Here is a 12,821-nt window from a genome sequence, read left to right on the forward strand (position 1 = left end):
TTTCATTCCCGCACGAGATCGCGCAGGAGTTCGTGAGTTCGGCGAAGCGAGGCCCGCCGGGCTTCTCGGTCGGCGCCCACCGCGACCGGTTGGACCCAGATGTCCGTGGCTCCGGCATCGAGAAGACGCTGCAGGCCGGCGCATACGGCATCTTCATCTCCCACGATGGCCAGATCAGCCGCCGACGATCCCCCACTCACGTCGATGATCCGTTGATAGTTGGTCATGCCGGCGTAGCCATCGGCTGTCGCGGTGACAGCCCGGCGTGCTTCATCGGCATCGGCGTGCACCGCGACGGGCAACCCGGCCACGATCCGGGGAGCCGGACGTCCGGCTTCCGATGCTGTCTCCAAAAGAGCAGGAGCGATGCGGGTCTCGATTGCCCTGGCACCTGCCATCCACAGCACCACGCCGTCGGCGTACCGGCCCGCGATCCGCACCATCCGCGGCCCCATCGCGGCCAGTAGCACGGGCACCGGGCGGTCCAACTCGGACATCCGGCCGCCACCGTGCAGCGACCAGTGATCTCCCGCGAAGTCGACGTCTTCTCCGTCCAACAGCGCCGTGAGGATGCGGAGGTACTCCTCGGTGTTGTCGGCGACATTCGCATAGGACAAACCCAGAACATCGCGGACCACCGCGTCGTGCGAGGGACCGATACCAAGTGTCAAGCCCGCCCGCCCCATCGCGTTCGCGGCCGCCGCAACCCTGTTGGCCTGCAGCAACGGATGGCACGGATAGGTCTGCAACACTGCCGTGCCGAGTTCTATCGATGAGGTGGCACGTCCGGCGATCGCCATGGCCACCAAGGGATCCCCGGCGACAGCGCTGGCGTACCACAGCGTACTGAACCCATCGGCTTCAGCCTGCTGAGCGTGAACGATGATCTTGTCGACCGTGGAACCGCCGCCGGTCAAGCCGATGCGCATCGCCATACCCTCAGCGCATCACGTGCGCATGCTGGCGGGGTGGATGCACATCGAACATATCGCGGTATGACCGTGGTCGACGACCATCCTCGTCGGCAATGCCGTACTTGACGGCCAGTTCCGCGCCGATCAGCGTCTGGCCGCTCACCTGCATCAAGTCGGGATCGTTGAACAGCGCCCAGATCACGTGTCCTGTCAGTTCAGGTGACTCGGCGGAATCCAGTATGTGGCCGAACTTTTCGGGATTGCCGGCGATGATCTTACGGACCCGGTCGGTCAACAGCGAACCCATCCAGATCGAGACCGCGGCAATGTCGAACTCGCGCAGATCGAAGGCCATGTCGGCCGCCATCTTGTCGGTGGCCGCCTTCGGTACGCCATACGCGGGCCCGAACGCATAGTGGACCGCACCCGATGACGACGAAAAGGCCACCAGGCCCTTCCGTTGCGGCAGCATGAGTGGCGCGGCAAGGACTGTGGCGACGTAGCTGCTACGCAGGCCGACGTCCAAGGTGTCGATCACGTTGATCGGCTCTTCCCAGAATTTGGTGCGCCCCATCATCTCGTCGCGGATGATCGCTGCGTTGTTGACCAAGATGTCGACCCGGCCGTGGTCACGCGCGATCTGCTCGAACAGCGCCTCGACCTGATCGTCATCGCCGTGGTCGACAGCCACGGCGATCCCGGTTCCGCCCGCAGCGCTGACACGGGCGGCGGTCTCGTCGATGGTGCCCGCCTGTCGTTCCGGACTGCTGTCACGGGTGCGGCCAGTGACATAGACGGTGCAGCCGTGACTGCCGAGCGCGTGAGCTATCCCCGCGCCGGCGCCTCGACTGGCTCCCGTGACGACGACAACCGGTGGGGTGCTGTTCATTCTCGCCCTCCCAGACGTGAATCAGTCGGAAATCTTCGCTGCCTCTTTGAATTCCGTGATAGGCCGGGCCAGGCCCTGCTCATCACAGATGACCTGGAGCTTCTCCACCGTCTCGTCAACACCGGGTCCGAGCCGTCGCCCCGGCGTGAAGGTGGCAGGCAGATGACGCATGCCCTGAATGACACCGATGGTGTCGTAGTGGACGGTGTCCGCTGCATCGCATCGGTAATCCGGCATGCGGTCGAGCACAGCGGTGAGCATCGACTTGAAGACTGTCCGCGCCACGTTTGAACCGATGCACCGGTGTACGCCGAGACCGAAGCTGAAGTGACGGTTGCCTTTTCGGTCGAGCATCACTTCGTCGGGATCGCTGAACACGGCGGGGTCACGATTGGCCATCGCCCAGGACAGCCAGAGGCGCTCGCCTTCCTGCAACACCGCGCCGCTGAGGTTCATGTCTTGCGCCACCGTTCGGGCATCACCGGGTGCCGGAGTGAAGTAGCGAAGAAATTCCTCGGTGGCGGGATTCAGCAGTTCCGAACGATTGATGCTGAGACGTGTCCTTTCGCCGGGATTCTCGGCGAGCCACTCCAGGGCATGCGCGGTGAGCGCTGTCGTGGTGTCGAAACCTCCGCCGATCAGCAGATTGAGCATGCCGATCAATTCGATGTCCGGTGGGGCTTCACCGTTGATCCTGAGATTCGCCAAGGCGTCGATGATTCCTGGACGGGGCCGTTCCCGTATCTCCACCAGATTCGTGAACAGGTCCACACCCATGGCCACGTACAGTTCGCGCACGCGAGGGGCGTCAGGTGAATCGGGCGGCGTGTAAACGGATGCGTGCGCAGGCTCGTTGTAGAGCGTCCACTTGTCCAGCCGTACTCCGAGCATGGCCAGGGTGAGCACGGCCGGCACGACGTTGGCAAGATCGTCGACGAAATCGATCTGGCCGCTTTCGATGTGGTCATCGAGGCATGCCCGCACGATCTCATCGACGAAGGGCTCCCAGCGCCGCACCGCCGCCGGCGACAGGTATGGGTTGAGTGCGGTGCGATAGAAGCGGTGTTCGGGGTCGTCCATCTCCAGCATGCCGCCGCGGAAGTTCTCGCCTTCGACCATCAACGGTATGGAGATGCCTTTGTACCCGCGTCGTTGGTTGTGCACGTCGTGGTCATTCGAAATGTGTGGGCACCGTGCGAGTTCGAAGACCTCGTGGCTCCCCGCAGCGACCCAATGTCCGTCATAGGTATCCGTCCACGCGATCGGGCACTCACGGTGCATCTCATGGCTGATGTCCAGGAAATTCTCGCGGTAGTCCGGCCGGTGCCGATCGAAGTGGTAGCGCGGCTGCTCAGCGCGATTCGGTGAGTCGGCGGCGCTGTCGGACAACGTGCTCACGTCAGTTCCCCGTTCGCCGGCCATGAGCTGCGCGGGCCGAGACCACTTGGTCGATCAGGACTTCGATGGCTTGTTCCGGGCAGGAATTGACTGCTTCCAGCATCTGGTCGCGATGTTCGTCCGGGACGTCTTCGGCGATGGCACGGGCATGACCGTCCACGTCGTCCAGTTCGAATGACTCCGGCGCGATCATTGCACACAACGTGTGCCCCTGGCACCGTGCAGAATCCACTTTGACGCGCACGTTATCTCCCACCTTGATCGCCGAACAATGACATTCCCAGCGGTTTTCGATGGACCGCTGTCACACGACCGCCCCGCCGTTCACACCGATCACTTGGCCGTTCACGTAACCGGCACCGTCAGAGCACAAAAAAGAGCACACGGCGGCCACGTCAGCTCCGGCTCCGAGACGCCCCGCAGGGATGGCTTGCGTGAGATGTTCGGTCGGGGGCAGCTTGCCCGCTTCTTGTTGTTGCCGCAGCATCGGCGAGTCGATCACGAACGGCGGGACAGTGTTGGCCGTAATGCCTTTGCGGGCGTAATCCAGCGCGATGGTCTTGGTCATCGCGATGACCCCGCCCTTGGTGGCCGCGTAGTGCCCCTGGCGGGGAGCGCCCTGCTGACCGGCCGCCGATGAGATGGTCACGATGCGGCCCCAGCCGGCGGCAACCATATCGGAGAGGACTGCGCGGGCGCACAGGAACGTGCCGGTGAGATTGACCGCCATATAGCGGTTCCACTCATCGAGGGTGATCTTGTCGAACCGGGTGAAACCCGCAATTGCGGCACTGGTCACGAGAACCTCCGCGGGTCCGAAAGTGTCACGGACAACGTTGAATCCGTCGATCACGGCGGCCTCGTCCGATACGTCGACAGCTATCGCTACGGCAGTCCCGCAGGCAGCCCGTACTTCGGCGGCCACCTTCTCGGCCGCTTCGGCGTCGACATCCATCACGCCTACCCGATGTCCGTCGGCCGCAAGTTTGGCGCTGATGGCCCGGCCCAAGCCCGACCCACCACCGGTCACCACTGCTGTTCGACTCAACTCACCCGGCTCCTCGTCTGTGGCCAGCATCGAATGCTGCTGTACGTATGTATAGCGGACACTGGATCGCCGCACAACAGTGAGCACCCATCGAAATGGTTGCCGGTCGATCGCCGAGTCCTATACAGTCGTACAGCAGCCGCGTCACGCGTGCACGAACAATCCCTGCCGAGGAGCCGACGTTGACCGATTTGTATTACGACCCATGGGACTTCGACATTGACCTCGACCCCTATCCGACGTACCGGCGGCTGCGTGATGAGTGCCCGGTCTACTACAACGAACGGCATGACTTCTGGGGTGTCAGCCGCTACTCAGATGTGGATGCGGCACTCAAGGACACCGCACGACTCAGCTCGGCCAAAGGCGACATCCTCGAAGTCGTCATGACGGATCCGGTGATGCCGCCCGGGATCTTCATCAATGAGGATCCGCCACTCCACACGATTCACCGGGCCATCGTGTCCCGGGCGTTCACACCCAAGAAGATGCGCGCCATCGAAGACAAGATCCGGGCGTTCTGCGTCGCCTGCCTGGACCCGCTCGTCGGTGGGGACCGATTCGACTTCGTCGAAGACTTGGGCGCCGAGCTTCCGATGCGCACCATCGGCATGCTCGCCGGTATCCCGGACTCCGAGCAGCCCGCCGTTCGCGAGCACGCCAATCAGGTCTTGCGCAACGAACGAGGCAAGCCGATGGAGATCAAGAAAGACCGCTACTTCACCGGTGAAATGTTCGGTGAATACGTCGAATGGCGCGAGAAGAACCCTTCTGACGACTTGATCACCGAACTGCTCAACGTGGAGTTCGTCGACGAGAACGGAATTACCCGCAAACTGGTCAAGCAGGAGCTCATCGTATTCCTCGCCGTGGTCGCCGGCGCGGGCGTCGAGACTACGGGCCGTTTGTTCGGATGGATGGGCAAGGTGTTGGCCGAGCATCCCGACCAGCGGAAGGAGCTGGCCGAAAACCGCGCTCTCATCCCGACTGCCATCGAAGAGCTGCTTCGCTACGAGCCGCCAGGCCCGCACGTCGCGCGGTACATCACGACCGACGACGTCGCTTTCCAGGGACAGGTTGTCCCGGCCGGGAAGCCACTACTCCTGATGCTCGCTTCGGCGAATCGCGACGAACGGCACTTCGAGGACCCAGACAGGTTCGACATCCACCGCAAGCCAGGAGGCCATCTGACGTTCGGTCGCGGCCCACACTTCTGCGTCGGGTCTCCCCTGGCGCGCCTCGAGGGCCGGGTGGCTCTCGAGGAGGTGCTCAAACGGTGGCCCGAGTGGGAGATCGACATGTCTGGAGCACATCGGTCACGCACTTCGACGGTGCGGGGCTGGGACAGCATGCCGGCGGTGGTGTCCTGATATGACCGAGCCGAAGAACCGAGTCGCGGTCATCACCGGCGCCGCGCGCGGTCAAGGACGCAGTCACGCGGTGGCGCTCGCGGCCGAAGGTTTCGACATCATTGCCATCGACCGCTGCGCCGATGTCGAGTCCATCCCATACCCGCTGGCTTCGAAGGCCGATCTCGCCGACACCGTCCGCCTGGTAACCGACGCCGGAGGCCGCATCGAGCCTGTGGTCGCCGACGTCCGGAATCTTTACGACCTTCAAACTGGAATCGATGCGGGTATAGCTCGATTTGGTGACATCGATGTCGTAGTCGCGAATGCCGGCGTCGTCGGTATGGGACTGCCGGATCCATTGGACGCCCGGGTGTACCGGGATATCGTCGACACCAATCTGAACGGTGTGTGGCACACCATCGCCACCACGGCTCCCTCGATCATCCGCAAGCAGACGGGTGGAGCAATCATCCTCATCAGCTCGATGCAAGGGCTCGTCGGCCGAGGCGGTGATGGCAGCGCGGCCACCTTCGCGTACGCAGCCTCCAAGCATGGTGTCGTAGGCCTCATGCGCTCGGCCGCTTATGCCTATGCACCACACCAGATTCGGGTCAATTCGATCCACCCGACCGGGGTCGCGACACCCATGATCTTCAATGAGCACATGGCGCGTGTCTTCGAAGCGAACCCCGACTCCAGCGCAATGTCAGGAAACCTGCTTCCAATCCCGTTCGTGGAGCCCGTCGATGTCACGAACGCGGTGCTGTTCCTGATCAGCGACACCGCGCGTTATGTCACCGGGATGACGCTGCCGGTCGACGCAGGGTTCGCCGTCAAGTAATTGCAGACCACAAAAGGAATGAGCCCCGACAGTCTCCCGTCGGGGCTCATTCCTTTGGATTCACACTCCAGCGGGCCCCGGCGCCCCGTGCATGTACAACGTCTGGCCGGAGCAGAAGCTGGCGGCGTCCGATGCGAAGAACAAGGCGCCATAGCCGATTTCGTCAGGTTCGCCGAGGCGACCCAGCCCATTGGTCAACGCGATCGCATCGGGATCGAGGCCGTACCGCGCCGCATCGTCTGTGAGTGTCGCAGCCCGCACCGCACCGACGGCGATCGCATTGACCCGCACACCTTTCTTGGCCCAGGCAGCTGCCATCGATCCGGTCAGATTGTTCACTGCGGCCTTTGCCGCCCCATATGGCGCCGCTTGCGGCATCGCAAGAAGACTCGCACCTGAGGAGATGTTGACGATCGATCCTTTACCCTGAGCGATCATCGGACGGGCAGCTGCCTTCGACAGGTGCCATACGGCCTTGAAGTTGAGCGCCAACACCTTTTCGAATTCGTCTTCCTGGAACTTCATGATCGACTTCGTCTCTGCGCCTCCGGCACAGTTGATCAGGATGTCAACTCGTCCGAACTTGTCGAGTGCCTCGCCGATCAGCGCATCGCAGGCCTCCGCGGTGGTGACATCGGTCGAGACGGCAAGAGCACGTCGGCCCAGGTCTGTCACCTCATTCGACGTGGCCTGCAATGGATCAGGACGACGTCCCGCCAACACCACGTCCGCACCGTGCTCAGCAAGCACCAGTGCGGTTCCGCGGCCGATTCCGGTGCCGCCTCCCGTGATGACGGCCACGCGGCCCTCTAGTGAGAATCTGCTGGTCATGAAACTCCTCGGGGTTCGGGGAAGGCTGTCTCTCGGCGCGGGTCGGCAGGGGTCAAGGCACTCTCCTGGTCACAGGTCCTCCAGGATCAGATCCGCCGCCCGCCACGCCATCGCCATGATCGGTCCGTTGAGGTTGCCCGCGACCATTGTCGGAAGGATCGAACAGTCCACTACGCGAAGTCCTTCGACGCCGCGTACCCGCAGTCGGCCATCGACGACATCGTCATCGTCAGGCCCCATGGCGCAGCTGCCGGCAGCGTGGTACCCGCAGTAGCCACCGGTGAGCACCGCCTCGACGAGCTCGTCGTCGGATTGCACTGCCGGCCCCGGGTACGTCTCATGACTGATCCGTTCGGCGATCGGGGACTGCTCGAACAGTGCCCGAATCCGGCGGACCAGGCCTGCCGTGGTCGTGCGGTCATATTCCGTGCCAAGGTAATTCGGATCTATTCGCGGTGGGCCGAGTGGATCGGTGGAGGTGATCTCGATGGAACCCTCAGAGGTTGGCCGCAGCACCATGCCCAAGCAGGACACCCCCGCCTGGCGCTCGATGGCCACCGGCTCGCCGACGTTGTACGGCGGTATCGTCCACGGGCCGAGCATCACCTGACCGTCCGGGCGCTCGATGTCGGGGCGCGTCTTGGCGAAGCCCACGATATCGAAAGATGGTGCGGCCAAGGGACCTTTTCTGGTTGCAAGGTACCGTGCTCCGGTCAGCGCCTGGCCTACAGCACTGGACAGCAGGCGGTTGTACCCGAGATCTTCCTTGAGCTGGAACCGCAAGGTCGCGCATCGGTGTTCACGAAGCCCCCGACCCACCTGGTCCCGATCCAGGTACACGTCGACACCGGCAGCGACAAGCACCTCACGCGGGCCGATCCCCGACTGCTGCAGCAGCACAGGGGTATTGAGGCTGCCCAGCGCAATGATCACCTCCCGGGTTGCCCGGACAGTCGCGGTCGCGCCGCGACACGCCACCTCCAACCCCACGGCCCGACCCCCCTCGAACACGACCTTGCGCACCATCGTGTTCGTCTGCACGGTGAGGTTGGGGCGGCGTAGCGCCCGCTTCAGAAATGCTGTCGCAGCGCTCACCCGGCGACCGTTCCTGATGGTCGACGTGGCGTATCCGATGCGTTCGCCGTCAGACTCATTGATGTCCCGCACCCGGGTCAGGCCGAGCGCCTCTCCCGCTGCGACCATCTCCTCACACAGCGGATCGGGATCCCGGGGCACCGAGACATGGAGTGGACCGCCCGTTCCGCGAGTCGAGGAAGGCCCGAACGCATTGTCTTCGAAACTCTTGAAGATGGGCAGCATCTGGTCCCAAGCCCAACCCTTGTTGCCCAGCCGCTCGATCCCGTCCCAGTCGGCGCGATGCCCACGGTTGTAGATCATCCCGTTGATCGAGCTCGACCCGCCGATCACCTTGCCGCGCATCCATTGCTCGGGCTGACCACCCGGACCGAATGGCGTCGTCCGGTAATGCCACATGTGCTTCGGGCTGTCGAACAGCTTGCCGGACCCCTTGGGGATCATGAACAGCGGATTGCGGTCACCGCCTCCCGCCTCCAACAGCAGCACGCGCACGCCAGGGTCCTCGGTGAGGCGATCGGCCAGCACGCATCCGGCAGATCCCGCTCCGGCGATGACGTAGTCGTACCCGGCCATGGTGTGCCCCTTCCCATTTCCCTACCGTGTGGCGCGCTGTACGACCGTACAACATCCGGAAGGCCGAGCACACCACAATCCGCGATCAGTCCGGCAGCCGCGGGATATCACTGGCGTCAACACCGTGTTCCACCTGAAGGTTCCAGCTGTTGAATGCCATCGCCAGGCAGGTATAGGCGCCCACGATGAACGGCAGTTCCACCAACTGACGCTCATCGAGATGCCGGGCGAGGCGACGCCAGGTCTCATCGTCGATCCGATAGTTGTCGAGAAGCTGATCAGCCGCCCCCACAAGGTCGCTCTCAAGCGCCGACCAGCGGTCGCTCGCACCGTCGATCACGCCTTGCACGTCGTCGGCGTCGAGCCCATATTGCGCAGCCAGGCGCACATGATGGACCCACTCGTACTGCGCGCGCGTCCGCCAAGCCACCCGGAGAAGCATCAACTCGCGTTCCCGATGACCGATTGCCGGCTCGCGCAACAGCACATTGCCGAACTTGTTGAACGCCCCGGCCAATGCCGGATGACGAACCATCGTCGCCAACACATTCGGCGCAGCCCCGGTCTGCCGAAAGTGCCGGACCGCCTCGGCCGAGAAGGCCGAAGCCACAGCGTCAACGGCATTTTCATCCCACTCCGCGGGCGGGACCGGCGTGATCCGCGGGTGGCACCCCGACCCATCTTCTGGCGTCATCGCCACACTGTACATCTGTACAGCATGGATGGTACGTTCGAACCATGACGCTCAGCCCCGAATCAGCAGGCACCGCACCGGGCCGCGGCAGGCTCGCGGGCCGCCGGATCGTCGTCGTCGGTGCGGGGTCACGACCGTCAACCGACCCTGAAGTCACATTCGGCAACGGCCGAGCCATCTCGGTGCTTTCGGCGCGTGAGGGTGCCCAGGTGGTGTGCGTCGATATCGATGAGGCGGCCGCGAAGGCGACAGCCGACCTTTGCGCGGAGGAAGGCAGCGAGAGCATTGCGATAGTCGCCGACGTGCGTGATGCCTCCGCGTGCGAACGTCTGGTTCACGAGGCCCACGAGAAGCTCGGCGGGCTCGACGGTGTGGTCGCCAATGTCGGATTCGGCATGGGGCAGGGACTGGCGGGCACATCTCCCGAGTTATGGGACGACCTCTTCGCGCTCAACGTACGATCGCACTTCCTCGTCGCCCGGGCGGCAATGCCGCTGTTGGACGACGGAAGCGCCTTGGTGTTCATCGGCTCGGTGGCGGGAGTAAAGGGTGGCACCCGAATTCCCGCGTACGACTCGTCGAAGGCCGCGCTGTTCGGGCTGTGCCGGCACGTCGCCCTGGAGGGTGCGCCCCGCGGCATCCGCGCGAATCACGTGATTCCCGGCCCGGTCGACACCCCTCTCGGGCGGGTCGGCGATGCCTCTGTGGAGCGGAGATCAAAGATCCGCTGGCCGCTGGGACGCCAGGCGACCGCCTGGGACATCGCCTATGCCACGGTCTTCATGCTGAGCGGCGAGGCCGCGTACATCACCGCCCAGTCTCTGGCCATCGACGGCGGCATCACCCAGTTCGGGTGACGCCGCGCTCACATGTCCGCCGCGCCCAAGGTCCGGGCCAGGAACTTCACCTGGTCCGCGGCGGCGGTGTCGAACCAGTCATGGCCCGGCCACACGTCGAAATGGTCGCACGGGTAGTGGTGGACCTGAGCCCGGGCCTGCACCGCGGTCTTCATCACCGAGTTGGCCGGCACGAACCGGTCGAAGTCGGCGATCTGAATCAGCACAGGACATTTCAGTGCTTTGGCCGCGGCGCCGGTGCGGATCTGCACCAGCTCCATCCCGATGGCCGAATCGACCTCGTTGCGCCACGTCGGCCCGGCGATGGAGTGATAGCTGTCGTATGCACCGTCGAGGGCCAGCGCACCGGCCTCCCCCGGTTTGGCCGCCAACGGCATCAACGTCGGCGCCCGGCCCGCCGCCACCGCCACCCGGCTCTTCACTCCCGCAAGTGTCCAGCGCAATGCCGATGCGACATCGCGGTGCACGACAGCCGCACGACTGGCGGCAAGCCCACTCGTCAGCGGGGTCATCCCGATCACCGCGGCCACATCGGCGCACTGTGCGGCCACCCGCAGGACGTGACTACCCGAGAACGACGATCCCCACAGCACCACCCGGCCGCGATCCACCCCCGGCAGTTGTTGGGCGGCAGCGATGGCCGCTCCGTAGTCCGCCATCTGGCGCTCGACCGAAACGCTCTGCCGCGGTTGCCCATCGGAGGCGCCGAAGCCGCGATAGTCGAAGGCCACCACGTCCAGGCCGGCCGCGCTGAACCGCTCCGCGAACGGCTGCAGGCCGGAGTCCTTCGTTCCGCCGAACCCGTGTGCCATCACCACCACCGGACGTCCCGCCGCCCCGGTCAGCCCATCACCCGCCGCGGCGAAATGCCAGGCGCTGCACCGCTCACCGGCTGAACGGAACGTGAGCTCGGTGTAGGTCATGCCGTCACTCCGGCCGTCGCGCCGACGCGGCCGGCCGCCCGTTTGGCCCCGGCGGCCAATTCGCGCGTGCGGATGTCGTGCTCGTAATAGAAGTAGTCCACCTGCTGGGTGTGCCGCGGCCGGTCTGTGCAGTGTCCGCCGTGCAGCTGCTGGTCGGCATCGATCACCCGCTCCATCTCGGCCACCGGCGGCAGGGCGTAGCGTCCGACCGCGTAGGCCGCCAACAGCCTGGACTGACATTCCACGAACGGGAACAACGTCGGAATCGCCTGTGCGAAACCCATGAACACCAGATCGTCCATACCGGGCTTGAACATCCGCTTGTAGAGCCGGATGTGGTTGTCGGGGGCATCGACGACATCGTGGTCGAAGAACGGGAAGGTGATGTTGTAGCCCGTCGCGTAGACGATCACGTCGAAGTCGTCACTGGTCCCGTCGTCGAAATGCACGGTGGCACCGTCCAGGCGGGACACGTTGGGCTTCGGGATGACATCGCCCGATCCCAGCCGCAACGGCAACTCCACCGACTGCGTCGGATGCGCTTCGAAGAGCTTGTGATTCGGCGCGGGTAGCCCGTACATCGTGGGATCGGTGCCGAGCATCGGGCCGATCAGCTGGACCAACTTGCGTTGCCAGGACAACGGCACGTACGGGTTGGTGCGGAAGTATTTGTCACCCGGTTGTCCCGCAATGTATTTCGGTACGATCCAGGCGCTCGATCGGGTGGACAGCGTGACCTTGTTCTGCAGGGACTTGGACGACAGCTCCACGGTGATGTCTGCGGCGCTGTTTCCGATACCCACCACCAGGATCCGCTTGCCGGTCAGCTCGAGCGGTTCCTTCGGGTCGATGTAGTGGTGCGAATGGATCTCTTCACCGGTGAACGTCCCGGGAAACTCCGGCAGTCGGGGGTCCCAGTGATGACCGTTGGCAACGACGAGCAGATCGAACTCGCGGCGGGCACCGGCCTGATCCTCGATCTCCCATCCGCCACCGTCGATCCGGGCCGCGTGCACGACGCCGTTACCGAACTCGATGTTGTCTAACAGCCCGAAGGCATTCGCGTAGGCGTCCAGGTAGGACTTGATGTCGGAGTGGTGCGGGAACGACGGGAAGTGCTCGGGGATCGGGAAGTCCTTGAACGACAACCGATGCTTGCTGGTGTCGATGTGCAGGGAGCGGTACGCGCTGCTGTGCCCGTTCGGATTGCCGAAGGCCCAGTTCCCACCGATACGGTCCGACGTCTCGAACGTGGTGTACGGCACCCGGTAGTCCTTGAGCATCTTCCCGGCGGTGAGCCCGCTGATGCCCGCGCCGATGATCGCGGTCCGCGGCAGTGAACGCTGCAACACAGTGCTCCTTCACGTTGTGATGCCGAACACTAACAGCGGACTTTGACGGAC

Annotated in this window: 13 protein-coding genes; 3 read left to right on the forward strand and 10 right to left on the reverse strand. The window is 64.1% G+C overall.

All coding sequences use genetic code 11. The features are described 5' to 3' along the window. Positions 1-2: 2 nt before the first annotated feature. Genes ACNQVK_RS26565 through ACNQVK_RS26585 form a run of 5 tightly spaced genes read right to left on the reverse strand, consistent with a single transcriptional unit; the run spans position 3 to position 4,279 of the window. Positions 3-929, reverse strand: coding sequence for a TIGR03564 family F420-dependent LLM class oxidoreductase (locus ACNQVK_RS26565; protein WP_418034350.1), 927 nt, complete (start codon positions 927-929; stop codon positions 3-5). Between the two features lie 10 nt (positions 930-939). Beyond that, positions 940-1,803, reverse strand: coding sequence for an SDR family NAD(P)-dependent oxidoreductase (locus tag ACNQVK_RS26570; RefSeq protein ID WP_409549277.1), 864 nt, complete (start codon positions 1,801-1,803; stop codon positions 940-942). Positions 1,804-1,824: 21 nt separating this feature from the next. Further along, the gene (locus ACNQVK_RS26575; RefSeq protein ID WP_418031909.1) at positions 1,825-3,225 is read right to left on the reverse strand and encodes a cytochrome P450; all 1,401 of its coding nucleotides are present in this window, start codon (positions 3,223-3,225) and stop codon (positions 1,825-1,827) included. Further along, positions 3,203-3,445: a ferredoxin gene (locus ACNQVK_RS26580; RefSeq protein WP_409549279.1), complete on the reverse strand. Its 243-nt coding sequence runs from the start codon at positions 3,443-3,445 to the stop codon at positions 3,203-3,205. Before ACNQVK_RS26580 ends, ACNQVK_RS26575 begins: the two co-directional genes overlap by 23 nt. Before the next feature lie 60 nt (positions 3,446-3,505). After that, a complete protein-coding gene (locus ACNQVK_RS26585; RefSeq protein ID WP_418031910.1) occupies positions 3,506-4,279 on the reverse strand; it encodes an SDR family oxidoreductase in 774 nt (257 codons plus the stop codon). Positions 4,280-4,431: 152 nt separating this feature from the next. Here ACNQVK_RS26585 and ACNQVK_RS26590 point away from each other — a divergent pair, with 152 nt between their 5' ends. Both ACNQVK_RS26590 and ACNQVK_RS26595 read left to right on the forward strand, forming a co-directional pair. Further along, positions 4,432-5,619, forward strand: coding sequence for a cytochrome P450 (locus ACNQVK_RS26590; protein WP_418031911.1), 1,188 nt, complete (start codon positions 4,432-4,434; stop codon positions 5,617-5,619). Position 5,620: 1 nt separating this feature from the next. Next, positions 5,621-6,442, forward strand: coding sequence for a mycofactocin-coupled SDR family oxidoreductase (locus ACNQVK_RS26595; RefSeq protein ID WP_418031912.1), 822 nt, complete (start codon positions 5,621-5,623; stop codon positions 6,440-6,442). 60 nt (positions 6,443-6,502) lie between these two features. Here the strand turns inward: ACNQVK_RS26595 and ACNQVK_RS26600 are convergent, their stop codons facing one another. The 3 genes from ACNQVK_RS26600 to ACNQVK_RS26610 form a co-directional block, all read right to left on the reverse strand. Continuing rightward, positions 6,503-7,273 carry an SDR family NAD(P)-dependent oxidoreductase gene (locus ACNQVK_RS26600; protein WP_418031913.1) on the reverse strand — a complete coding sequence of 257 codons (771 nt, stop codon included), beginning with the start codon at positions 7,271-7,273 and terminating at the stop codon, positions 6,503-6,505. 69 nt (positions 7,274-7,342) lie between these two features. Further along, the gene (locus ACNQVK_RS26605) at positions 7,343-8,944 is read right to left on the reverse strand and encodes a GMC family oxidoreductase (protein WP_418031914.1); all 1,602 of its coding nucleotides are present in this window, start codon (positions 8,942-8,944) and stop codon (positions 7,343-7,345) included. Positions 8,945-9,029: 85 nt separating this feature from the next. After that, a complete protein-coding gene (locus ACNQVK_RS26610; RefSeq protein ID WP_418031915.1) occupies positions 9,030-9,638 on the reverse strand; it encodes a carboxymuconolactone decarboxylase family protein in 609 nt (202 codons plus the stop codon). A gap of 44 nt (positions 9,639-9,682) precedes the next feature. Between ACNQVK_RS26610 and ACNQVK_RS26615 the strand changes: the two genes are divergently transcribed. Further along, positions 9,683-10,495, forward strand: coding sequence for an SDR family NAD(P)-dependent oxidoreductase (locus ACNQVK_RS26615; protein ID WP_418031916.1), 813 nt, complete (start codon positions 9,683-9,685; stop codon positions 10,493-10,495). Positions 10,496-10,503: 8 nt separating this feature from the next. On the opposite strand, the gene ACNQVK_RS26620 is transcribed toward ACNQVK_RS26615, so the two are convergent. Further along, positions 10,504-11,418: an alpha/beta hydrolase gene (locus ACNQVK_RS26620; protein ID WP_418031917.1), complete on the reverse strand. Its 915-nt coding sequence runs from the start codon at positions 11,416-11,418 to the stop codon at positions 10,504-10,506. Then, entirely contained in the window at positions 11,415-12,767 is a 1,353-nt protein-coding gene (locus ACNQVK_RS26625) for a flavin-containing monooxygenase (RefSeq protein WP_418031918.1), read from the reverse strand. The genes ACNQVK_RS26620 and ACNQVK_RS26625 overlap by 4 nt, the downstream gene beginning before the upstream one ends. Between the last annotated feature and the right edge of the window lie 54 nt (positions 12,768-12,821).

It is taken from the genome of Mycobacterium sp. 134 (assembly GCF_048282715.1).
GTDB lineage: Bacteria > Actinomycetota > Actinomycetes > Mycobacteriales > Mycobacteriaceae > Mycobacterium > Mycobacterium septicum.